Origin of the sequence: Aliirhizobium wenxiniae, assembly GCF_019511445.1 — a bacterium.
GTDB classification, from domain to species: domain Bacteria; phylum Pseudomonadota; class Alphaproteobacteria; order Rhizobiales; family Rhizobiaceae; genus Neorhizobium; species Neorhizobium wenxiniae_A.
On sequence record NZ_JAEUAN010000015.1, the window covers coordinates 110366 to 133905 of the forward strand.

Annotated in this window: 16 protein-coding genes; 1 reads left to right on the plus strand and 15 read right to left on the minus strand. The window is 56.5% G+C overall.

The features are described 5' to 3' along the window. Nucleotides 1-49: 49 nt before the first annotated feature. The 14 genes from JNB91_RS18740 to JNB91_RS31460 form a co-directional block, all read right to left on the minus strand. Complete coding sequence (locus JNB91_RS18740) at nucleotides 50-697, minus strand: PIN domain-containing protein (protein ID WP_220327008.1); 648 nt, start codon at nucleotides 695-697, stop codon at nucleotides 50-52. Next, nucleotides 672-1862, minus strand: coding sequence for an XRE family transcriptional regulator (locus JNB91_RS18745; protein ID WP_220327009.1), 1191 nt, complete (start codon nucleotides 1860-1862; stop codon nucleotides 672-674). Before JNB91_RS18745 ends, JNB91_RS18740 begins: the two co-directional genes overlap by 26 nt. Continuing rightward, nucleotides 1846-3240, minus strand: a complete 1395-nt coding sequence (locus JNB91_RS18750) for a 7-cyano-7-deazaguanine synthase (protein WP_223218266.1) — start codon at nucleotides 3238-3240, stop codon at nucleotides 1846-1848. The genes JNB91_RS18745 and JNB91_RS18750 overlap by 17 nt, the downstream gene beginning before the upstream one ends. After that, entirely contained in the window at nucleotides 3221-3907 is a 687-nt protein-coding gene (locus JNB91_RS18755; RefSeq protein ID WP_346269366.1) for a hypothetical protein, read from the minus strand. The genes JNB91_RS18750 and JNB91_RS18755 overlap by 20 nt, the downstream gene beginning before the upstream one ends. Nucleotides 3908-4049: 142 nt before the next feature. Then, complete coding sequence (locus JNB91_RS18760) at nucleotides 4050-5774, minus strand: UvrD-helicase domain-containing protein (RefSeq protein ID WP_220327010.1); 1725 nt, start codon at nucleotides 5772-5774, stop codon at nucleotides 4050-4052. Continuing rightward, nucleotides 5771-7627, minus strand: coding sequence for an ATP-dependent nuclease (locus tag JNB91_RS18765; protein ID WP_220327011.1), 1857 nt, complete (start codon nucleotides 7625-7627; stop codon nucleotides 5771-5773). Before JNB91_RS18765 ends, JNB91_RS18760 begins: the two co-directional genes overlap by 4 nt. Before the next feature lie 217 nt (nucleotides 7628-7844). Beyond that, entirely contained in the window at nucleotides 7845-8735 is an 891-nt protein-coding gene (locus tag JNB91_RS18770; RefSeq protein WP_220327012.1) for a hypothetical protein, read from the minus strand. 25 nt (nucleotides 8736-8760) lie between these two features. Next, the gene (locus JNB91_RS18775; protein ID WP_220327013.1) at nucleotides 8761-10056 is read right to left on the minus strand and encodes a HEPN/Toprim-associated domain-containing protein; all 1296 of its coding nucleotides are present in this window, start codon (nucleotides 10054-10056) and stop codon (nucleotides 8761-8763) included. Nucleotides 10057-10059: 3 nt separating this feature from the next. Further along, nucleotides 10060-11010 carry a nucleotidyl transferase AbiEii/AbiGii toxin family protein gene (locus tag JNB91_RS18780; RefSeq protein WP_220327014.1) on the minus strand — a complete coding sequence of 317 codons (951 nt, stop codon included), beginning with the start codon at nucleotides 11008-11010 and terminating at the stop codon, nucleotides 10060-10062. Next, the gene (locus JNB91_RS18785; RefSeq protein WP_346269367.1) at nucleotides 11000-11854 is read right to left on the minus strand and encodes a type IV toxin-antitoxin system AbiEi family antitoxin domain-containing protein; all 855 of its coding nucleotides are present in this window, start codon (nucleotides 11852-11854) and stop codon (nucleotides 11000-11002) included. Before JNB91_RS18785 ends, JNB91_RS18780 begins: the two co-directional genes overlap by 11 nt. A gap of 381 nt (nucleotides 11855-12235) precedes the next feature. Further along, nucleotides 12236-13549, minus strand: a complete 1314-nt coding sequence (locus tag JNB91_RS18790) for a hypothetical protein (RefSeq protein WP_220327016.1) — start codon at nucleotides 13547-13549, stop codon at nucleotides 12236-12238. 72 nt (nucleotides 13550-13621) lie between these two features. Next, nucleotides 13622-15034 (minus strand): UvrD-helicase domain-containing protein, encoded by a 1413-nt coding sequence (locus tag JNB91_RS18795; protein WP_220327017.1) that lies wholly within the window; start codon nucleotides 15032-15034, stop codon nucleotides 13622-13624. Beyond that, nucleotides 15027-16757, minus strand: a complete 1731-nt coding sequence (locus JNB91_RS18800; protein WP_220327018.1) for an ATP-dependent nuclease — start codon at nucleotides 16755-16757, stop codon at nucleotides 15027-15029. Before JNB91_RS18800 ends, JNB91_RS18795 begins: the two co-directional genes overlap by 8 nt. Nucleotides 16758-16990: 233 nt before the next feature. Continuing rightward, nucleotides 16991-18433, minus strand: coding sequence for a Shedu immune nuclease family protein (locus tag JNB91_RS31460; protein ID WP_220327019.1), 1443 nt, complete (start codon nucleotides 18431-18433; stop codon nucleotides 16991-16993). 297 nt (nucleotides 18434-18730) lie between these two features. Here JNB91_RS31460 and JNB91_RS18810 point away from each other — a divergent pair, with 297 nt between their 5' ends. Beyond that, nucleotides 18731-19303 carry a hypothetical protein gene (locus JNB91_RS18810; protein ID WP_220327020.1) on the plus strand — a complete coding sequence of 191 codons (573 nt, stop codon included), beginning with the start codon at nucleotides 18731-18733 and terminating at the stop codon, nucleotides 19301-19303. A 401-nt stretch (nucleotides 19304-19704) separates the two neighbouring features. Here the strand turns inward: JNB91_RS18810 and JNB91_RS18815 are convergent, their stop codons facing one another. After that, nucleotides 19705-23529 (minus strand): hypothetical protein, encoded by a 3825-nt coding sequence (locus JNB91_RS18815; RefSeq protein WP_220327021.1) that lies wholly within the window; start codon nucleotides 23527-23529, stop codon nucleotides 19705-19707. Nucleotides 23530-23540 lie beyond the last annotated feature (11 nt).

Below are 23540 nucleotides of genomic sequence, written 5' to 3' on the forward strand. Positions count from 1 at the left end.
TCTAGTGGCACCTGGCCGCCTTCCCGTTGCTTCGTGCGGGAGTGAATTGCTAAATAAGCAACTGGTTCATAGGCATTTTCTGCGGTTCGCGACGCGAGAAGAGCTGCTTGTAACCCGGGAGACAGGTGCAGTACTTAGCATTTTCGATTCCTATGATACCGACCACATGGGAAGTGCTTTCTGGAGGAATGCGCATTCGACCATCTCGCAGAGCCCGGAAAACGGCCTCTCTATGATCCTCTTCCCCAAGGCTCTCGGCAGTTATCGGATGAAGAACGAGATCGAGCGACCATGCAGGTTTGACGCCCATGATTGCATTGGCGCGGTTCCGGCCGCGTTTCTCGTCTATTACCGGATAGAGGCCCCTCGTGCTGGCAAGTGCGATCGTCGCCGCCTCTCCGTCATCGAGTGTGGGCGATATTGAAGTGAGCGCGAAGAACATCTCAGATTCCTGATCCGTCAGATCAAGCAATGAGACGTGTCCAGCCGCAGAAAGTGCAGCCAGGAATGCCTCCTCGCCGTTGCGACGGCTGGTCTCGTTTTCAAGCTCGCCAGCTACGATGTTCGCGACGATGATCGGATTGGGAATCGAGGTGAGGATATCGATCCCGCACCTGGTGGCATGCAGGTTGATCAGCACGCTGGTATCGAGAACCAAAGGGACGGCATCGTCACTCAGGGAATTTGAGTAGGTCATCCGTCTCCTTTTCCTCAAGCTCGATTTCGTCGACGATCTCGCGCAGCTGCAGCCTGGTGATTTTCAGGAGTTCGGCGAGCTGCCCCTCTGACATCAGCTCGCGCTTCCAAGCCGCATGTGCCATCAAACTCATTCGTTGCGAAACCAGCCGATCTGCATCAGCTTTCCCAGCGTCGCGCCGGTCGGCAGCACTTCCGAGCACTTCTCGCGCCTGCTCGTCCGTAATGCCTCCGTTATCCTCAAACCAGGACCACGTTCCCTTCTTTACAAGCCCGAGCTCCTCCAAGCGCAGAACGCACGCTTGGCGGGATATCCCATATTGGTCAGCAAGGAGAATAACGAGGCGCCGCGTCGTCTTTCCAGTGATCTCCTTCAGTTCTCGAAAGCTCTCGCCGAAGCTTTCCGCCGGCGTGACAAATGCGCGGCCGAAGGCATTTGCGTAACGCTCGTCCCGCGAAAGAAATTTCTCATCCTCTTCGAGGACCTCAGGTATTTGCCGCGTTCCATAGAAGTGCCCGGTCTCGTGTGCCGCAGTCTGGACCCTGCGAGGTAGCGGATGGTTTGCGTTCAGCAGAATGCAAGCGCCCACGTTGTCATCGTAAGTGAACAAGCCCGCGACCCTTGATTTTGAAGAAAGGCGTCGCTGGTAAAGGCGAATTCCGAGTCCCCGCTCCACGATGGAAAAGATATCGGCGACAGGACCTGATCCCAACCCGAGCCAATCACGAAGCTCCTTTGCATGGGATTCACCCAACGCGACTGCGTCACCCTCGTTTATGCCACGCTCAGGAGGATAGTTACGGCGGCGCTGTATGCCGAGAATGTTTTCGAGCTCCACGTCCGCTTTGATCAAGTCATTGAGTAGCCGTACTGCCTCCAACGTATGGTCGTCTTCCGTCTCTCGGAGCTTGCGAAATCGCGGCATCAGATCGGTATGGACGGCCTCACGTCGCAACAGTGCATTTACCGACACGCCATAGTGGCGAGCCAAAGTCTGGATCTCCTGAATGCGAACACGTCTTACACCCTTCTCGATGGAGACCAGCGTCGGTCGTGAGACGTCGATGAACTGCGCAGCGTCATCTTGGCGAATATCGGCGTTCTCGCGTGCAATCCGAAGACGGCGGCCGATTTCCTGCGCGCTCAGCTCATTCAGAGCAGTCATAGCGGCCTCCGTCCATCCAGTTTTTCAAGAAGCTTTTTTCACCTTGCGCGGACAAGAAGGTCCGCCATTCTCGGGCATGCGTCATTAACATTATTCTCAGGTTTCGAAGAGTTTGCTCATAGGCCTCACCAGTCGCGGCGGCAATCTGCGAAGCGAATGGCCTTAACTTTGCATCCGGCAATTCGGACATCGTGGCGAGATGGTCGAGATGGCGAGCCCCCACGCTTCCGTATTCAACCATGATATCACGATCAGCATCGTCAGTGATGCTTGCGAGCGCTGAATCGACTTCTGCAGCTGATAGATCGGAGACAACATAGGCGTCGCTCGGCTCTACGATTTCTGCTGCGTGAAGGCTCATCCGACGCAAGAGGCAGGCAGCACAGAGACCGCATTGCCGCCGGTGCTCGGCATTGACGATCCTGCGCGTCTGCCAGCACGAACGGGTATTGATCAAATGCTGATGCTTCCTACCTGGCAATCCCAGGAAGGCCTTCATCGTCTCACCTTTGGTCGACCAAAGGCGTGGCTGTTCAAACTTTATGCTGCAGTCGAGCAAAGCGCGCGTGAACCGCTCCATCTTTCTAAAGAACGTCGGGAAATTTCGGTAATCAGTGTAGATATTATAGAGGGGTACGAGCACCGGTCCGAGTGCGCCTTGCCCGCTTTCGGGTACGATAATTCTGCTTACATTAGAAAGATGCGAGGCAATCGTCGCCATTGCCGCGAACTGGAAACCGCGAGATCGGAAGCTACTTTCCTTGCCCTTGAAGCCCTTCACCCGGAACGGAATTTGAGTGAAGTGGCTGTCGCCCTCCATCCGGCGCTGTTTGGTGCTGGCCACGCGAATACACAAGGCCTCGGAGGGCGGTCCGCTCAACGCGGACACTGCACGCGAATCCAGTCCGTTGCTGTAGGCGATCGCGAAAGTTTTCGGCTGTTCAAACATAAGCGGGACCTGCCGCCAACCGATCGGAGACGCGTTGGCGGCTTTGACAAAAGTGAAACGCCAGCTGTCGCCGGTCAAAAATTTCATGGCGCTTCGCAGTGACGACTGCACTTCAGGCCTCGACCAGCATGCGTGGTCAATGACGGGGATCGTAACATGCAGATTGCGCAGCCATGATGCCGGTCGCCTCCACCGGCGGTCGGCAAACTCGATAGCGGCGGCCAAGACCATCAGGTCATAGTGTTTTGCCGCAAACCCCTTCACGTCAAAGGTATCAAGAATATCTGGAACGAACTGTATATGCTTGCCGACCTCGGCAACGGCAGCTTTATCCAATTCCGGACGTTGAGCACCCCGGCCTCTCTCAACAACAAAGAGGTGCTTTTCCTGATGGGTCTCAGAGGGCGCTTCAGTCTTCATCTGGTCCATCGTTCACATCCGTTCGCGCGGTCCGGCGGAACGCGTTCTTGTTGCCGTTCTCGAGAGCAGCACAAATGCTGTCGACATCGATATTCGCGAAGGTTTCTCGGTTCCGCTGAACGCCTTTTGCAAAATCCGTCTGGCTCATATCTCGAACATCTCTGGCGCGAAGACATTCCTCGTGGATACGATTTCTAGCGTTTTCGAGAAGCTCGCTGACAGCGCTTCCGAGGGCCGCGTCGAGCGACTTTCTTTCCGACATCCCTTCCCGCAGATTGCAAAGAAGATTTCGCTCGAGCGCATCGCCGAAAGACGAGCGCTCATTGTTGTCGAAGATGGATTCCGTCGCTGCTACGGAGTCCAGATCCATCTGGTCACGCGATGCACGAGAATCCAGTTCACGATAGAGCCGATCGAATGCCTTCATATCGATGGCACTGAGTACGCTGTGACAGGCCTGCTTGGCGCGCTCGTCCGGCGAGGCGGCGTCATTGACGAGGTCCCGTCCGTACTGCTTCCACTTGTTGTTAAATGCGGAGTTTCGGAAAGGTCCGTCGGTCATCATCGCCTCCAATGTCTGCATCATCGTTTTGAAACCTGACAATGTCAATAAGTTAAGAAAAAAAACTGACAAAGAAAAGTGAAGGCCTTGAATCATATCGCGCTGAAGCCGCACGGCAGAACGCTTCCTCGCGACTTAACGCCGAAGCCAAAGTCCGCGGTCGTCATATACGGCTCCGCTAACTTCTCGGCAGATGTTCAACGGACTTTTGCGAACGCATTCCGCGCCCCATGTCAGTTACCGAGTGAGAGACAGACTAGAGCGCAGTAAAGTCGACCGAGCCTCCCATTCCCGCCATCAAATCTCGGAGCCGTGGGGCCTGCGTTCGCGGCAGCGCGATCGCCAACAGGCGCTGCGCCCGCGACGCCCCCACATAGATCTTGCGCGCTTCCTCATTGTCGACCGCGGCATCCCCGGTCAGAAAATCGACGATGCCTTTCGCGGTGCTCGGCGACATCACCACGCAGATCGCCGGAAACTCCATACCCTTCACGCTATGGATTGTCCGCGCAGCGTGGCCGGATGGGGGCGCGACGGACAATGCCTTGTCCAGATCGCCATTGCGGCGAAGCCGCTGATTGATTGACGGGCCGCCGGCCGGCAGCAACGGCGCGAGAAGACGACGGGCCTCATCGTGCCACGCCTCGGCCGTTGCGAACCGCTCCGGACTGAACTTCAGGGCCTGCGCCAACGCGAGGGCTGCAGGGCGCCACGACTCCGGGCTTGCGTCTGTATCCGTGAGATGCTGGTGATAGGTCTTTCCGCCCATGCCGCCACCCAATTCGAGCATGATGCGGTGGATTGCGACAAGCGCCTCCTTCCGACCGCCAATCTCGAACGAGAAGTGAAAATCGCTCACCGCAACGGCAAGCCTGTAGCTCAGATCGCGAACGCCCGTATCCTGGGGATGTCCGAGTGCGTTCGCGCCGGTCCGTCGTGTCGCCGAAACGATCGGACAATCCTTTGCTGCGAACCCCATTGCTTGGACGAGCTCTTGGAATTTCGCCCCAATCGTCGAGGACACGCCCCTTCCTGAATAGGACAGGATCTGAATTGCTTTTGGTTCGTCGCGGTGCTCACCCAGCGCTTCGTCGATCGCAGCACGCATATTGGGCGCGCGCAACGCGACCACACCCTTCGTGATGTGGCGGCTTGATCGGAAGTTTCCGCTCATAGGAAGACGCTCGGCTTCGCCGAACTTCTCAGCGAATTGCGCAAGCTCGCGTGTCACGCCGCCGCGGAAGCCGTAGATCGCTTGGTTGGGATCGCAGATCACCTTCACGGGTACGCCGGCTGCGCGCAACCAGTCGATGATCTCCAGGTCGACCGGATTACAGTCCTGTGCCTCGTCAACGATGAGCTCAAGGAAGCGCGCCGCCAGCGCCCGGCCAAGCACCGCGCCCTGCTCCGGATCGCGTAACCGGGTAAGCGACATAGACCGCGCATCGGTAAAATCGAGTTCGCCGCGCTCCAGGAAGCGCGCTCGCGCGTTCCGGGCCGCAGTTTCATGAGCCTTGAGCTTCCCGCGAAAGCCATGGCGCTGAATCAGTGCCGGAATTGCCACCCCCGTCGTGCGATCGAAGCACTCCAACGGCAAGGCCTGCGCCCCGGCAAACGGCTGAATAATGCGATCATCCTTGTCCGGGATGAGCTTCGGCTTCGCGGCGCAGCCATCGATCCCGAAGGGTGCGATGAGGAACTGCCAGAGAAACCCATCGAATGTGCCGATGAAGTGAGGAAAAGCCGGCGTATCGATCAGGCCTTCGCGGCGCAGTCGATCATCCAGCTCCGAGACCGCAGCGATCGTGAAGGAGAGGAAAGCGATTGCGCCACTCGTTCCCCCACCATTTAGAAGCTTGCGCGCTCGCTCCACCATGACACGGGTCTTGCCCGCACCCGGACACGCCGCGATGAAGGCAGATCCCGAATGCTCGATCACGCGCTTCTGCTCATCAGTCGGCTTGAACGGCGCAGCGATCATTTCACGAGCGCCTCTATCGCCGTCTTCAAATAGCCCGGTACTGTGAACGCCGCGCCGTTGTTGATTTCATCAGCGACTAGCTGGGCAAAATCACCTTTGCGCGTCGTTTCGAACAATCTTTGAATTGCTACCGCCTGTGCAGCGCCGGCCTGCCCGACGGCGGCCTCCCACTTGTCAGCTGAGCGCGGGTGGAGCTTGACATAGGCCCCCTTGAGCAGAGCCCCGTTCCCTGCTCGCACCAATTCTGCCTCGAGCGAATAGTCGTTGATCACGACCTCAAGCAGATCGCTTGCGCCAAGTTCTGCGGCGGCTGCCTCCAGATCGCGCTTGCGTCCGGCGCCTGGCGTCATTGCCCCGCCTGCAACCTCGCCACCGTCGCCGTCCGTCAAGACGACAAGCCGATCCGCGATCCGCACCTCATTGTAGGGTGAGAGGAGCAACTTGGCGTAAGGCTCAAAGTCAACGCCATCAATCGGGACGAACACCGCCGAGCGAAACAGGCGGAGCTTCTCCGGTTCGCCCTTCAGGACGACCTTCTTCGCGATGACCGGAAGCAAAAGCGCTTCAGCGATCCCCTCGACGAGGAGCACGCGACCACCGAACAGGAGCGCCGATTTGGTCACGTCGAGATAGCGATCGACCTTGCGACGCTCGACCGGATCGAGCGCCAATGCACTGAGCGGAATGCAGCGTGTTTCTCGCCTCGGCCTGTCCACCGGCATCACGGGATTCGGCTCGATTTCCGGCATGATCTCGGCTGGAACGCCGGCGAGCGCATGCGGCTCTTTCTCCGCAACAGTGGCCTCGGCCAAAGCTGGCGGGGGAAGAAAGGATCGGAAAAAGACGAGTTTCTTGCTTTCCACCCACGCCGAAAGGTTCGGCGAATGGGTTGCTACGATCACCTGCAACTCGCCCGCCGGACCTTGAACATCAGCGCGCGGCTTACGCGATTTCTCGGCCTGCTCGTCAAGGAAGCTGAGCACAGCCGCTTGGAGCTGGGGGTGGAGATGGGCTTCCGGCTCCTCGACCAGGAACAGCGTCAAATCGGCGTCGTTGACCTTTTCGAGCTCGACCGCGATCGTCGCCATATAGAGAAGGTTCGCGTAGCCGTGTCCCGAATAACGAATATCCTCGGGCTCGATGCCGTGATCGGAGAGCTTGAAGCGGAGGTCGCGCGCGATATCGATTAGCTTCTCGTCATTTGCGAAGCCCAGGGACGCAGCTTGCCGCCGCACGCCATCAGTCAACGCGCTAAGCCCGACTTCCACAGCGCCCCCGACTCTACCAAGAATCTCCGATTCCACACCGCGCCGAAGTGCCTTGGCCAAGGCCTCCGGCTTTTCTCCATCAAGGAAGTGATTGAGAAGTGCGTAGATGCGAGTAGGATTGCCGGATGCCAGGGCCCGCTTTGCGTCGCGCAACGGCGGCAAATAGACATGCCGGACCATGTCGTGACATCCGGGCTCCGGATTGCCCTGCTGATGCCCGCCCCACAAAATCGGACGCACGGGGAAGCGGCCCGTTGTCTCATCATATTTGAGACCGAAAATGCAGCCGGAGATCGCGGCATCGGTCGCCGCTGAAATCAACCGGCCTTGTTGTGCCGGAGTCAGCTCGGTGAAGGTCGCGGTCAGCTCGAACTTTCTCTCGTCGCTACCAAATCGGATGTCCGTCGTCTCGCAATAGAGTTCCCGGCGCCCCCCAAGTGGCGCCGTTAAAAGCCGTATCGCATCAATGGCGTTGCTTTTTCCGCCGTTGTTTTCTCCAACAAGGATCGTCAGATCTTTGCAAAGAGGAATTTCGGACTGACCAAAAGAACGGAAATTACTGAGACTAAGATTTTTGAGATACATGCTCACTCCGGCCCAGCGCGTACTATCGACCGCGCGAATCTTTATTGTATTTGAGCAAAGGAATACGCGGTCGCCAATAGCGCGCCCTCCGAACTTGGCGAGCAAGGACGTTGCCAGAGGTGCGACTTCGAGATTGAGGCCGATCTCGCCCAGCCTCAGATTTGCTTAGCCGAGGCACACCAGGTCCTTCGCACCCCGCCGGTTGCAGGGCGCGCGACTACGGCCCGGTGACTGAAACGGCGGCGAAGCGCGTACCTTTCAAGGCGGCGATGGTCGCGTCTCTGTTGCCGCCCGGAGCAACATGGACGCCGGTCAATTGCAGATCGCAAAAGTCATTGGGTTGGTCGATCGGGATCGGCCAGTAGTCGGAGACGCCATCGTTTCGGGCGAGGTCAATACCATCCGGATGCCGTTTGACGAGAAGGCGGACCTCGTCTTCCAATGCAACGGTCCAATCCAGATAGAACGCGCCGGCGCGCGAGATCGTCCAAGGATTGAACGGAGGCTCTCCTGCAGCTCGCAGCGCATCGTTTATTTCTTGTAGGAGTGTCATCGACCCGCTGGTTTCGTAATAGATCGGCCGAAGCGCGGCGGCGGGTTTAGGTGTAACTTTGAGTTCGAGACGTACTCCTGTGCTCCTGCCAAATGCTCCCCACATCAGCAGTGGATCCTTTGGAGGAATCCGCGTCAGGGAGGCATAAAACAGGTCATCAGATAGGGTGCTATAAAACTCTTCGCCCTTTGATTTGTCTAGATAACCGTCAAGCATGTGTAACTTGGCGAATGCCGCAAGCTCTCCACCTTGGCCAAGCCGGTTGCGGACCGGATAGAGCCGAAGCTCGCCCGAGGAGACAATCCCCTGAAATCCGCTGAACCCAGTATAATGGTAGACCGTGCTCGGTGTGGGCTCATGGGGAAACATGAAATCCAGTACGGTTGCCGAAAGGCGGGCAGGTTGGGACGTGAGTTCGATTATCACCGTCTTGCACAGGTGAAAGTCCATGCGGTTTATGGCCAACACAATTCCATGACGAGCGAGAACGCGGCCGAAAATATCAACAATATTGTCGCGTCGGGCCATCTCATCAAGAATCGCTGCTGCACTCATATCGCGTCCTTCTAATGCCTTGAGGTTAGTGCTGATCTGCTGCGCTTAACAATGAAACCTCAGCGACGATCGCATCAAGGACCTGATTGAGCTTGGAGAGATCATAGTTCCCTGACGCTAATTCTTGAGCATCATGCTTCATGAAATGGCGGTCATAGGATTCCTTGTGCTCCAATGCGCCGTGCCACAATCCTATCTCGCGCTTGAAGTTGCTCCAGATCACCTGCGGCGGCGGGTAGCCGGGCAGATTGAGATCAAGATAGCATTCGATCGCCGCGGCGCGGCCATTGATGTCACAGTTGCTGAGTCCCTCCGGGCCAAGTGCCGGAAACCTCCGCAGTTCCTCAACATTCGGCAAAACCATGCTGCGCAGGTTCGCCGACATATTCAGCTCCTTGAGCTTGCGGTACGCATCCATACCTTCCGCATCATTGTCGAGAAGGAACAGCACCTGGTTCTGTATATCAATCCGCACCAGTCCCTCGGCAAACCGTACCATATTGCCGGTGCCCCAAAAGTGATGCCGCTCATCGCCGTCAATAAAGCGAAAGAAATCCGCGACGTCGGGCCGAAGGAGGTCGAGCGCACGGCGCAGGATCCGAGAATCCGACGCACCTTCAGTCGCGACCAGGATAGTCTGCTTTCTGTCCGCGCCGGCGACAAAGTCTCCCCGTGCGGCCCAACCTGCATTAACGAGATTGCCGAACTGCCATACCACCTCCGCCTCCGCATTCCGCGGATCCTGAGCGAAGATTGAGAGCATCGAAGCAGCGCTCAGGATGCAGATTTTTGACGACAGGTAGCTCGCTTCAGACCAATAGGAGTTGGAGTTCTCGGTCCAGGGGACACGGGCAAATTTCTCCGCAAGGATGGCGAAGCGCCCTTGCGAAACGATGTCGCGGTCGTCGGTCTCGTACTCCACATACTTCTGTGCAAGGCTTGTAAGGGAGAAGTGGTTGGCAAGAGCGCAGAATTCCTCGAAGGCTAAGTGCTCTGGCCTCCGTCCGTTCGCGACCATCGCTGTAATGTCTGCCGACTCAGCCGCGAGAGCCTCATATTCCGCCTTGGCGGTCTCTAGGCTATGCCCGAGTATCTGCAGTCTCGGAACGACCCGCGACAGTGGACGAACGAAGGAAAGCTCGCTCTCAGCGAGCTCGTCTTCCTCTTCAGGATGGTCGGCATAGTAATCGTAGTCTATGCCATCGCATGGCCGGCGCGCCAAATCCTGGCTTTGAAAAAGGTAGCCGTAATCGTGCCCCATATTGTTTTTGGCATAGTCAAGGGAGACGCCACCCACCTTCAGTTCAATCGAAGTGCCCATGGGTCAGGTCTTGTCGCCTCCGGAGTCCTTGCGGGTCTCCGAGGTAATCTCCTCGATCTCCCGCCGCTGCTCGGCGTGTTTCGTGGGGTTTTGCTCCTTCAACTTCTGCAAATTCAGGAGCTTCCAGCGCACGGCTGGCAGCTCCGCGGCCTGTGGCAGCCTGATGGCTTCGAAATCCGGTTCGCCATCGTGGAGCGACAGCAGGAAGCGCATCGCCTTGTCGTCCAGCTTCGCGAGAATATCGGCCGTCATCTGGCTTCTCGCGGCTTTCAGGTCGTCGAGGCCGACGTGCTCAATCGTCATCCCCTCGAATTCCTTTACGAAGGCCTCGTCGAGGTCTGCGAGCGACGGCCGCACAAGCTCGTGCGGCGGGCGTCCGGAGCTAGCGACGTAGATCAGGAATGTCCGGAACAGAGCGTCGGTCAGGCCCTCATTTTCATAGAGCATCTTCACATCGAACAGGTCTCGCGGATGCTGCCGGTCTACTGCCGCATGAAGCTTTCCGCCAAATAGGTCCTCGAACGAAACGACCTGCATCTCGGCGAAACCGAATTCATCCTCTACGGCCGCGCTCACGCGTCGGCGTTCGGGTGGATGGACAGTTCCGCGCGCGACGGGAGATGTCTCGACCTTTATTTCGGCATTGCCCTGACGGACGAGGAGGCGGGTGTCGTTGTTGCCGCCGCCGGCGATCCGTTGGACGCTCGCGCCGCGCAGATTGCCCATCACGTCTTCGCGAATGCGCTCCAGTGTCGTGTCGATATTTTTCAGCGTCGTTTCGCGATCCTCGATCGGCAGATAGGTCAGGTCGATATCGACCGATAGCCGCGGCATGTCGCGATAGAAGAGGTTGATGGCGGTCCCGCCCTTCAGGGCGAAAGCGTCGTAGCGGGCGATGTAAGGAAGCGTCCGCACCAGGAGGTCGACTTGGCGCTTGTATTGGTCACGGGCCATGTTGGGCCTCCTTTGGCATCAAGTCGGCCGGGACTGTGATGCGATAGTCGGGGTGCAACCGGCCACCAGGTGTAAGCGCCCGGTCGCCCTTGCCGAGATCGATGGATGAGGTTTCGACGTGCCGGCGCCAGGCATGATTATGCTTGTCGGCGAACACGAAGAAGAGGCGCTTGGCTTTGACGCTTCGGCACTGGGTCAGGAGTGTCGTTAGCAATCTCGGGCGCAGATTGGCGAGGCTCTCGAACGCCACGTCCACCTTGTGGAAACTTTCCCCCTTCGGGACCTCTTCGAGCATTTCAAGGATCGCGCGCTCTGGTGAGGACATCGGTATTGGCCAGCGCCATGGGCTTTGCGCCAGTTCCGGGTCGTCGCCGTTGGAAAGGTCGAAATCCACGTCTTCAACGCCGATCGATCCGTCGCCGAACAAGACGTTACTCTTGGTCTTCACATCGGCGTCCGTCCTGAGTTTCGATAGCCATGTCGGGACATCGGATCCGTAGAGATAGAGGGCAAATTCGCCGCCGAATGACAGGTAGTGGGCATGTCCCCTCAAGGAGAGTGAGCTCGCCCCGCCGACATGAAATTTGCGTCGCATGAGCCAGACAGCCGAGAGCAGGGGGATTTTCCAGCCGCCGACAGCTTCTGGATTGGCGTCCGAGGAAAATGGGCGACGGTACACGCCTGACACGACCGGCTCTAGCCAACCTTGTTTGACATAGCCTGAAACAGACTGCCGCGAGATTGCATGACGGCTCATCCACCCCGAGTCCACCAGGAAACCGGGGGGGACTTCCTGCAGAAGCTGCTTTAGCTTTGTCTCTGGCTGTCCATTCATGTTTGACATTATGGCACAAGATTAAAGTTTGTGCGACTCGAACTTTACAAGATGCCAAATTTGTCAATTCAAGATAGTCCAGATGCGTCGATCTCAAAGTCGGAGGCAGACGGGCGTCCCTGGGGTCACAACAAGAACAGTGCAAAATCGTGCGCTAACATAATTCCCGAGCAATTTCGGTAATTTACGACCTCTTTCAAAAATGAAACATTACGATTAAATGCAATGTATGATTGAGTTTATGGTATGAATACCGGCCTTCAGCTTCACTTTCCAAGCTAAACGTACGATTTCGCACTGATCTTGTTCTGCCCCCGATATTCCGAAACCGAACGCGCGACGCGTCGCTGTAAATTAGTCATGCTTTACCTGCTCTTGGAGGGAAATTGATCACAGAAGCGGGGCTCCCCGATCTAGCAGATCATTGAGGACTTGGACACGTGTGGCTGGCTGCACCGGTGATTGCGCGACGAGCGCCTCCGCCATTTTCCGTGCGAGACGTCTGGCGCTCAGGCGCAAGGTGGTGGGAATCTTGGCCAGACCGGCTCTGCCATGGACATAACTGCTGCGCAGCTCAAACAGCTGGCGATAGGCTGTTGCCGCGGTCGCGTCGTTCAGGAGAGCGGCCAAACGTGCTGCAGCTCTATCGGAAGGGGACACATCCCGGTGCGCGTCCGGTTTCGGGCGCAGCCCTCTTCTGTGATCCATCTCCAATCCTAGCCCCGCCTCGATGGCGGTCATATGGGCCATGACTTCGTCCATGCCGTCAGCCAGAAAGGCGCGCACAATGAAATGCACGATCGGTGTCTCGAACAAGACGCCAGCACGAGCGTCCAGGACACTTTGCCAGAGGGTCTCGTCCAGCCGGGTAAAATCAGTGCGTGCCTCTTCTTCCAGGTTGTTGACGGTCGGCCGCTCTATTTCAACCTCATCGCCATATCGGTCATAAGCAATGTCTGGCTGCAGGGAGAGCGTATTTGGGCTTGGAGGTGCCATCGGCCTTACAAAAAGATCGTCGTCAACAGTATGAAGCCACGGAAGACGGAAGGCGCGCCAGTTCACTTCGGGATAGACCGCCCAATCTTCCCATGGTGCAAGGAGCAGAAAAAAGATTGCCGCCTCGACAACTGGCGGAAAGCGTCCGAGATGGGGATCGATCTCGCCGAAGTCCTGGCTGAGATCGGCGAACAGTATGGGGAGGGCCCGCGCTTCCGGTCTTGGGTCAACTGCGACATGCTCTTCGACGACCAGCCAGCGAAATTGCGTGAGTTGGCGTACTGGCGGTATATAGGTGGGATAGAATCGCGCCAGCCTTGCAACGTCCAAAAATTCCGCCAGTTCCGGTTCGCCGAACTCTCCAACCACGCTGTTTCCGAACCGGATTGACGGGAGTTCATCGCATAAATCGAGAGGGCACAAATGGCGCCGGCGAACTGTCTTGCTTGTCATTGCTTCGTGCAGTTTGAGCGCAGCCAACTCAGCATTCAAGGCCCTGTCGCGAGTGTCCTTTGGCAGATTGAACGGGGCTCCCAGCGACCGCAGTGCATTTGAAAGAGCGTAGTCAGCATGGGCAAAACCGTAAATTTCGCCGCACACCTCGGTGAGCTTGATGAATGCCGGCCTTTTCGTGAGGCTAGCTGTCCCGAGCGGCGGCATTCGCCAAAGATACTCAACTGCGGTTACGAGCTGGACCGGAACTGTCATTTTCATCCTTTTCATTCTGCAATGGATGCCTATCCCAAACGAATGGTAGTGATCGAAAACTGTATCCTGCGCTTACATAGATCGAACGAGGATAGGGTTGGTCGAACAGATCACAAGACGTCGTGAGCCACGTGTCATTGCGACGTAGAGGTTACGAGCATCGAGCGTGTCGGTGTCGATTACAATGGATACGTCGGCTTCGAGACCCTTTAACAAAAGAGTGCTGCCCACGGCACGGTTGGGAACACTCCTTCCAAGAACTCTCGACTGCTCGCGAGCGAGCAATGCCATGTCGTGAAATTCCTCAGCTGATCTTGAGGCGTTGAGAGCTTGGATACATGCTCGCAAGATTGCTGGTCGAAGCTGGGATACCCCCGCTTGTCGATTAATTTCAACAAGGAAGTCTACAGCAGACTTTGGGTTCGGATCGTTCGAAAAGGAGACCGCAGCCGTTTCGGCGTCTGTCGGCGCCTTCTGGGATCGACCTGCGAGCAATGTGGTGAGACGCTGCTTCAATTGTGCTGGCCCAACACCGATAAGGGTCTCACCGGCAAAATCGATCAAAGCATTCGCAGCTCCCGGGGCGGCGAAGTCAAACTGTTCCGCGAATCTTGTAAAGTCGGACAGATCTGCATTTTCGACGACGACCGCTCCTCTCACCCTGCTCGCAATATCCCTGTGCCTTCGCGGGACTCGGCTATCGCAAACAATCAAAGCACCGCCGCCATTGACCGGCGATGACGTGTATGCCGCACGCGTGAGGGTCTGAACGTCATCCGGACCCGTGATTGGCACCCATGATACCTCACTCGGCGCAAGCCGCAGATCGACTGGCTCTCCCCGTGTCAGTGCCCCCCTGACCCACAGGAGCCATTGGCCGAAAGCCGAACATCCTGCATTGTTCCAGCGCCAAGGTGTGCTCATGGGAGGCAGTGGCGGAAAAGTCCTTTCAACCTCGGCCCATCCGACCAGGACGTTCGTCCCCCACCCGAAGATTGCTTGCATGTCGTCGCCCAGCACGCATGTGGGCAAGATATCGGCCAGCCGGCAAACCATTTGATGCTGCTGCGTAATGCAATCTTGATATTCGTCGACGAGTACCCTGGAATAGGTAGCGTGTATAACATCGCTGAGGTGACCTCCCTGCAAGATGTTGAGGGTACCTTGCCGGACAGCAGGATAGTCATTTGCCGGGAATTTCAGGGAAAGAATTTGTGGGTCCAGGCCGCTGCGTCCGGGAAACGTTCCAACAAGCCGCAGTGCCCAGCCGTCTATCGTCGTGATGCGATATCGATCCCGGGGAACACCGGCTGCGTCCAGGCGTGAACGGAGAGCTGCAACGCCGGCGTTCGTATGCGTAAGTATCAGAACCGGCTTGGCGGGATCATGGGCTAGAAGGCTGGTTGCAATGAGATGCGTCTTGCCGCATCCCGCTGGAGCTGCGAGACTGCCCCTATTGCAGTGGAGGATATTTACCTCATCCATAGGTCGTTTGTGCCCAGCCTAACAACTCGTTAATTTTACTTGTTAGCGCCGGGTTGATCCCTCCTTGGTTCGGACCGAGGATGTGAAGCGCGACATGCTCCATGTGCGTGACCGACTTGAACCAGGCATTTTTTCCGCCACTGGCGCGAGCAAGAATGCTTCGCTGTAAAGGCGAGCTTGAATGCTGCGGTGAAAAGAGGACGTTGCGAATATTTTGAAGGTTGTCTGCCCCCTGAGATGCCGATGAGATATGCGCCGCGATCAGATCGATACCGTGGATAGAAACCGCATAATCCACCATCTGCAGAAGGATATGATCGCTTACATTGAACACGATCGCGCTTTCGATATCCTGGCCATCGAACCATGTGAAAGTGGTCCCACCGAGAGACGCCACTTCGGCCTGAAGGGCTTGCGAGGGTTTCACGTCGTCATCGCGAAATATTGCCGTGCGGTATCCCAAATTGATGAGCGCCTTGGCGCGTTGATATGGTCGATCGGAATGGCCACCCCCACAGTCAACTACAGCGACGCCGGCGGCTTGTATGGATGTTTGACCTTGCGCAACACAGTATTGATCAATTCCGCGAACAAACCCGACCTCCGTTGCGCCCTCACATAGCAAAACCGACGGGGCAAGAAACGCTTCTGGGAACGTGCGTAGTGTCCCTTGAGTTTCGGGTGGAATCGCATACGGATGATGTGCGCCATCCCTGTTTTTCCTGAGCACAAAGAGCTGGTGATGACCCAGTTCTTTGAGAACAACGGGAGAGTGGGACGTCGCGAATACCTGCTGCGGCGCCGGTGTTGTTTTTGCCCCAAGCGAACCGATCAGACGCATAATGCGATGTGGTTCAAGGCCATGTTCAATTTCATCGACAAGAAGGATTGAAGACTTCTCTGCGACCTCCCGCTGCAGTCCCGCGATCAGGAGCCTTGTGGAACCAAGACCCAGGCTGCGAAGAGGCACCCCCATGTCGTTATGAAGGGCAATCGTCCCGCCACTGACGGATACCGAGTGGGTATCAAGCAAAGCCTTTGCGGCAGTGCCGACGGGTACTCCGAGCTCGAGTGCTGCCTTAGTAACGATCGCCAGTGCTCCACCCAGTTGCCTTTCAGCTTCGGCGCCAAACGTCTTTCGGGCTTCTCGTGCTGCATTGGAGAGCGCTTTGGAAGCATCGGGCTTCTCCTCGCTTAAGCGATTAAGGACTGATCCTCGCCGCCAGGCCAAGTTATTTTCAGCCCAGTCCCCCAGCCGTGTAGGCGATAGGGCCAGACGGTCCCCCCAGTTTAACCCTCTGTCGATACCCCGGTCCTGCGACCGTTTGGATAGTAAGCGCCACCGAGGTTCAAGATCACCGGATACGGTGAGGTTGAGCCGCAAGACCGTTTCGAGACCATGTCCCGGCTCCTCCTCGATGCCCCCATTGGCCCGTAAGCCGGAGAGGAAGTCGCCATATGCCTCGTAGTTACGTAGACTTTCGCTCAATCGCCCTAGAACAAGCGTAATGGAGATCTCATTCTCAACATCGAGATTGTGAAAATCGGAGTCGCTTAGCGTCAATGAGCGTCTGGCGCCGAGGCAAAAGTCGATTGCATCGAGGATGCTGCTCTTGCCGGCATCGCCGGCCCCGATCAGGCAGTTCATCCCGTCGGTTGGCCACCAGTCCAACTGCTTAATCGACCTGAAATTTCTCATCTCAAGCTTGCGGATAACCGCCATAGACAAGGACCTCCTGACGCGGGCTGCGCTCTGCTGCTGCTATCATATTGGCCGAGCTTAATATTTCACAACAATAAATTGTGGCCCATCGTCACTGGCTCAATGAGTAGTCTTCATTGAGATCGGGCTCGACAGCGATCGACGCATCGTTATCGTCCGGCTTGTCGCCCTTTTCGCGGCGAATGGTGTTGCGCGGCCGGGCCAAATCGGCAGATCTGTCAGAGAGCGCCTTCCTAGAAATCGGACGACTTGGTCGAGAGGAATTCGTGTAGCGCCTTTAGTTTGGCCAAAAGTTCGTCGAACGTGATGATCAGCACATCGCGCTGGCCGCCGCGATAAATCTCGAACGACCTCTTCAAGTCCCGTGTTGCGGGCAGCCTGCCGATGATCAGGATGCACGGGACCGACCAAGCCTGAATGTGCGGCTGGTCGTCGTCTTCCTTCTTTGCCGCGATACCCTTGATTAGCCTAAGCTTCTGGTCGAGTAACTGGTTTACTCCGCCTGACAACTCCGTGGATGGGCCATAAAGCGTCGGCGGGCGGTAAGGCTCCTTTGTCAACAGTGGGGTTTCGGTGGTTTTGATCTCGACGATACCGAGATTGCCCAACATGCCCGCTTCAACAAGATAGTCCGCATATTTCTCGCCCGAGCGCTTGAGGCCCATGCCCCCGACCGATGCCTGGTCAGTGTACATTATCACCGGCAGGCCGAAGAGCATTTTCAACACGAAAGGGTTTTGGACGAAATATTCCTGCCAAAATCCCTCCTTTCTTCGATTAAGAAGTTCCTTTGACATGCTTTCTATAAGGACTTGCAACGAGATGAGTTCGATTTTTTCGCTCAACTTAAACAGTTGCACCGGGTTGTCTTTGGCGATCTCGTCGACCTCGCGGATTACCGTTCGAACCGCTGCGGCAGTGTTGGAGTTGTGGGACCGTGGCGTGCCCTTTTTGACGAGGGCGGACCGCACCGTGTCTTGCAGGTCTACCGCTGGTCGCTCGAAATCATCGGGTTCAAAATCCGGCACGACGGATGGCAGGAGGCGATTGCGTAGGTAGCTCACCTTTTCCCCGTTGGCGAACCTCACTGCTGCTTCATGAGCTCGATTAATATCCAGCCGTATGTCGTTGTAGATATGCTCCGGAAGCCGAATCTCCTCTCCGTCGATGGAAATTTCGTCGTCGTTGCATATTGTAAGCCCGGCCGCGCCTTCCACTTCATCGAACGCGCTGATGATGTAGCGTATCCGGGGGTCGACACCGAAGCCCTCGAACGGCCCGCGGTGGAAACCGGTAGGCAGGTCAAAAAACATTCCAAAGCCAACCTGAGAATCCATCGGTAGCTGATCCTCGAACGAAATACGTTTGATCGACCCGTATTTCGGTTTGGTGAAATTGCTCTGATTGGACCGAAGCCATGTCGGGTAGGTTGTAAGAACGCGCGTAGGAAAATCGTATTCGGCAATCAGGAGAGGCCAAGTATCGTCCGTGAAATTTACGCCTGCGGCCTTGCCACGCTTGTATCCCTTTTCGCTGAGATAATAGCTCAGATATTGAGTTCCCTCGTCTGGTGTTAGCTCTATCACCAAGGACGATCCGTCCTCGGGATGAACACCCGCATCCACTATCGTTCCGCCGTAGGCAGGCTTGTCCTGCAGTTCCCAAATTTCTCGCACGTCTCACCTCGTCCCCAAGTCTTGGAAGCAAAATGCCAGAAAGCAACAGGATTTCAAAACAATCCCTCTACGAATCGAACGGTATTGTTGCCCCTTATTCTGCGCGGAATCGATCTTCTCCCATCGGGACTTGCAAACTTTCCTGCAAACGAGACCGCAGGACGAGCACGAGTTGGCAAAGGAACGATTTATCGGCCTATTTGTCAGCGGAGCAGGCACGGGGGTCACTGGCTTCACTAGCAGCTCCTCAGTATTAATACCCAAGTTTCGAGTGCCAGCGCATCCGGGGAGGTTAGTTTGTCAGATATTTTAAATTACAGAATTCCTGCGAGATTACGGGAGATGCATACGTTTATTGAACTTGGTCCAACCTTGGAACATGTTCAGCCACTCAAAGTAATCACGTCCAGCCTCGAGATCGCCATCTCCGACCAGCGCTTTCTGACGCATCCATTGGCGGATGCCGCTGTGCTCGTGGCGCGGGGCTTACTTTTTTTCCTCGGCATCACCGTGCAAGGCGGATCGCTCCAAGCAGTCCGACCAACGCGATATCACGCCGACGACCTAAAGATGAGGGATCTTGGGCTTTCGTCGCTTTCAGTATCGCAAGCGACACAAAACTGGCAGGGGGTTTCTCCAGCCCGCGCAGAGACACTTCTTCTGCTTTGCATCTTAGCGGGCAACAAGGTTTCCGCCCATCTGACAAAAGAGACCGCAACGAGCATAAATGCTTCATTTTCAGAGTTGGCCGAAGCGTTCAACCTCGTCATCAATCTCGTCAATCGTGAGGTCTATGACGCGCTCAGCCTACCACGGGTTGAGTTTGTCACAGGCTCGGTGCACGGTTCGATTAGTAAGATGGTGTTGTGAACAGCTTTTTATTCGCTCCATGTTTGCCAGCGGCTTCGGCTCGCGATGAAACCTGTGATCGCTCATAACAAGGGTCTCTGCTACGGCTCGACAGTCGTTGGCGGGTCCAGCTCGCCCCGTTTGTTTAGCTCGGTCTGCGATGAAACGCACATGAATGTTTTGATCCAGCAGATATTCGTTAAGTGTTTCGGTGCTCAGTCGGTTCCAAGTCTTGCCACGAGCAGGACCGGCGGGAACGCGGGGACGAAGGCCCGCTCGGCGCTTCATGCCGTGAGCAGTTCAAACAGTCGCCTTCGACTTGTCACGAAGATGATGGGCGGTCACATAAGCGTCCGCTATGGCGCGGCGCGCTGGCCCTTTGCCGCTCCGCGGTACCTTCGGGCAAGCAAGCCATTGTAGAGTTATTCGAAGCTGACGTTTTCTAAATTGCGCTCTTCCTCCGCCTCTGAGGCGAGGGCCGTCGCGATCTCTGCGCCCAACTCATCGCTCCTTGCCCTCATCAGCCCATCAAGCGCATCATCTCCGGTGCTCGTTGCATCGAGGATTTCGCGTTCGCGAATGAGCGTTGCAGAAAACGGACCGTTGATCGAGCTCCGCTCTATTCGTCTGACGAGAATCTGCAACATACCGGCTTGGTGGGCGGCGTCCTTCATCAATGCCACAGCGATGGAAGACAACTTGGTTGCGGCATCTCCGTCATCCCTGTCGTCGGTGTCGTACAATCGGCACGTACTCGCGACAAAAAATCTCCGCTCATCTGACTGCCCACACCAATCCAGCAGCAGATCATCGTCGATATTCTTGATCGGAGTTTCGACATGACGGCCAAGTGCGTTTCCAACAAGCCGCAAGCTTGTAACATAGCGACCATCGGTATCAGGTTGGAAGACGAGGTCCAGGCTTTCCTGCGGGAAACGACGGAAGTACGGACCGGCGTATTGTCCGAATTCCTTGTACAACGCAGCTTTTGATCGACCGAACGCGAGTAGGTTGTCGAAACTCATTGAAACGTCATCGAAGCTTTCTGCAGATTTTACAGCGAAACCGACCAGTTCCTGGACTTCCGCTTCAAAGGTCCCCCCCTTTTGCGCAACGTCGCTCCAACTTAGGCTGTTGAGAAAGGAGATGGTCGCAGCCCCAACTTCGGCACGGTACTCCGGTGGCTGTGTCGCTGAACAATGGATAACCATGTGGAGCACATCCACGGCGACCAGGATGCCGTTCGGTCTCATTTTGATCTCGTCGATGATCTGAAAGACGTCGACGATGGCCAAGGCATCGGTTACCCGGCCATGCGCCAATGCGCGGAATCGATCAATGGGTGCGATGCCGCGATCGAGACATTGTTTTAGGCGCGCGTAACCCATTCCTTCAAGCCCGATCGCGCATTGCAGCATTGGGAACCATGGCGCCCAGACTTCATCCGTCAGCGCTTCGTCGAGAAACCGTTCAATCTCATCCGGCTCCTGTTTGCTCCAGCCCTGAAGAAAGCCTATCAGCATTGTGAAAGAAGCTGGCTGTTGACTGCCAACTTCTGCTCGGCAGATTTCAATGAACGATTTCGGTGCTGAATGGGCCTCTCCCACTCCAATGCCGAAATACAGGACTTTGTTGCCGCCTGTTCGGTTCGCCAGAAGCGACGGTAGAAGTGATGAAAGTGTCGCCGGAACCCCAGCCGCGAGCTGACCCAACTTGACGGCCTCTGCCTGGCGCAACTCGTAGCGAGCGTCAATGTCCGCAGTTGTCTTGGTGTCGTCCAGATCCTCCAGACTGAAGGAGCCTCTGCCCAGGATCTTGGCCCGGATATTGCCCATCAAATCATTTGGCGCCAGACGCGCGATCAGGGCAGGAAGGGCTTTCTGTCCGTCGAGCCTAGGATGACGCCTCCCATGGTTCGACACCCATTTGAGCGCAAGCCAGCCTTCGGGCCAGGGTCGAGCTTGTTCGATCTTTTCGATTGCGGCCTTCACGGTCCGCCAGAGCCCACGGTCAACCCAAAGGCCCCTGATAGCCTCGGCGAGGATTAGGTCGATCTCTTGGCCAGCTCCTGCATCTTCATTCATAATTTCGACGGCGAGGTCGAGAAACGGTTGGTACCACCCAACCATCTCATCAAAGCTTTCAGGCCACCAGCCATGATCGCGCTTATGCGCGCCGAATTCCGGCTCCAGATTCTGAGCGGTATTCCAGTCCGCCAGGCAGATTTGCAACAATGACAGACCGATACGCTGATCAAGCTCATCTTCGGACCGTACCAAACGGGAAACGGTGACCAGACGCTGTGCGACCGTGGCATGCGTCCCTGAGTGAAAGCAATGGAACAGCGAACGCAAGACTTCCAGTCGCGAGTTGTGCCGGACTTCATCGCCTTCAAAGCGCACAAGCGTGATCAAGGCCGCCACCGCCCTCTCGAACAGGGAAGCGTCATATGCTATCCCTCGCAAGACTGTCGCCAGCGATAGCGACCGATCCGATCCGAGCTGCTCGTCAGTCGCACGTGCGCAAGCACGTTCGATGCAGGTCAATGAATGAGCCGGATCGACGGGAGCCAGATTAAGAAAGATCTGGAAGCCGTCGTCACCGAGAGAATAGAGATCGGCAAGCCGTCCGTTGTCCGACGTCAATTGACGCATCAATTGCTGAGCAACCTCTGAATCATGCAAGTAGCCCAGCCGCCGCGAAAACGACCGGGCAACACGGGCCGGGCCTTGTAGGAGCTCGCCCGTTAGATCGTCGGCGGGCAGAGCAGCCAGTGCCTGCTTTGCCAACCGGTTCGCAATCGCAAGGGGAAGCACTGCCCTCCATTGCGCACGTGACTGCAGCAGACCCCGGATGTTCAGCTCGGCAATGTGCCGATTGATACCTTTGACGGTCATTTCGGCGAGCCGCGCCAGCGTTCCCAGCTCAGAATTCGGTGTCGTGTCGGTCCCATTGAACGAATACAGGAGGCTTAGGACCTCGGCTGCCCGCATCAGCTCGTCGTTTGGCTGGTTTGCTTGTTCGAACAGCCGCTTGAAGAGCGTTTCATCTCCGAGCGCCGCCAACTCTCCTCCCCTGGTGGCCGTTGAAGCAAGGGCCAGAGCCACGCGAGCGTTTCCGTCCGAAAAGCGGACGATCGTCGATATATCGATGGACGTCAGAATATCATGCCGACGGGCCAAGATCTTTCTAATGATCTCATCGGAAACGCCTTCTAATCGAAATACATTCGTGTCTTCCGGCTTGTCATCGCGGATGTCGTACTCAATCGTAATCAGCCGGAGCTTCTTGGCTTTCGCGTTCTCCGCTGCCAGGCGCGCGTGAAGGGCTGAAGAGCAATTATCGACAACAAGGACGCCTCCATTCATGGATGCCGTTAAGGAGTCGAGCATGACATTTGGCGGCGGATCGACGTCGTCCTGGAAATCGCAATAAGTCACCATGTTGGCGTCGAGCGCAGGATTGGTGGTCTTCAACCTCTTATCGAAGAGCGCCTGGACCAGGCGGGTTTTCCCGACACCAGAAAGACCGACAATGCGGACGTTAAGGTTGTCGGGAGTGGGCGCCCGCAGGAGGTTGATGGCCTGGATCGCAGTCAATGCACTGTCTCGCCCGCGTCCAAATATTCGGACGCCATCATCGAGCAGGTACTCCGCCTTCTGATCGACCTCGCCATGAGCCCACGCACCGTAGGACTTCCAGCCTTGGAGGGACCGGCCTAACACGCTTCGGACCCAGATTGCCACCGTTGGATGCGCCGAAACCCAATCCGCTAACTTCTGACTGTCATAGAAATTCAGGGTGATTTTTCCAGCAGCCGGGACCTTTGCAATCACGGCTTTCATCGCGTCCAAACGAGGTGTCATATATTTCTTCGAGACATCGTCGTGCGTGGAGACGATAATATACGCGCCGTTGCTTACTGCCAGATCCGAAAAGATCTTTCGGACACGGCCCTCTGGCACCATCTCGTCGGTTACTTTCTGCGGTCCGAATTTTTCGGCCTTCACCTGGAAGAAGGTGAGTGCAGCGGGAACGTAGCCCTTCAGTTTGCGTTTGCCGCCAATGTCGACTTCAACATCGACCCCGTCATCCGCAGATCGCTGGTTTCCGCCCCAAGAGACAGCTGATCGGGAATATCCCTTTCGCTCTAGCTCAGCCATGCTCAGCCGAGCGACGAGTTCACGAGCCTGCTCATCGGTCAGAGCTTGGATATCCAGTTTGGAGATCGAAAAAAGAGGGTGCATAAATGGCCACA

Bases quoted from the DNA above. Each gene is read 5' to 3' on its own strand.
- JNB91_RS18740 (WP_220327008.1), bottom strand. From the start codon at position 697: ATGACCTACTCAAATTCCCTGAGTGACGATGCCGTCCCTTTGGTTCTC.
- JNB91_RS18745 (WP_220327009.1), bottom strand. From the start codon at position 1,862: ATGACTGCTCTGAATGAGCTGAGCGCGCAGGAAATCGGCCGCCGTCTT.
- JNB91_RS18750 (WP_223218266.1), bottom strand. From the start codon at position 3,240: ATGGACCAGATGAAGACTGAAGCGCCCTCTGAGACCCATCAGGAAAAG.
- JNB91_RS18760 (WP_220327010.1), bottom strand. From the start codon at position 5,774: ATGATCGCTGCGCCGTTCAAGCCGACTGATGAGCAGAAGCGCGTGATC.
- JNB91_RS18765 (WP_220327011.1), bottom strand. From the start codon at position 7,627: ATGTATCTCAAAAATCTTAGTCTCAGTAATTTCCGTTCTTTTGGTCAG.
- JNB91_RS18770 (WP_220327012.1), bottom strand. From the start codon at position 8,735: ATGAGTGCAGCAGCGATTCTTGATGAGATGGCCCGACGCGACAATATT.
- JNB91_RS18775 (WP_220327013.1), bottom strand. From the start codon at position 10,056: ATGGGCACTTCGATTGAACTGAAGGTGGGTGGCGTCTCCCTTGACTAT.
- JNB91_RS18780 (WP_220327014.1), bottom strand. From the start codon at position 11,010: ATGGCCCGTGACCAATACAAGCGCCAAGTCGACCTCCTGGTGCGGACG.
- JNB91_RS18785 (WP_346269367.1), bottom strand. From the start codon at position 11,854: ATGTCAAACATGAATGGACAGCCAGAGACAAAGCTAAAGCAGCTTCTG.
- JNB91_RS18790 (WP_220327016.1), bottom strand. From the start codon at position 13,549: ATGACAGTTCCGGTCCAGCTCGTAACCGCAGTTGAGTATCTTTGGCGA.
- JNB91_RS18795 (WP_220327017.1), bottom strand. From the start codon at position 15,034: ATGGATGAGGTAAATATCCTCCACTGCAATAGGGGCAGTCTCGCAGCT.
- JNB91_RS18800 (WP_220327018.1), bottom strand. From the start codon at position 16,757: ATGGCGGTTATCCGCAAGCTTGAGATGAGAAATTTCAGGTCGATTAAG.
- JNB91_RS18815 (WP_220327021.1), bottom strand. From the start codon at position 23,529: ATGCACCCTCTTTTTTCGATCTCCAAACTGGATATCCAAGCTCTGACC.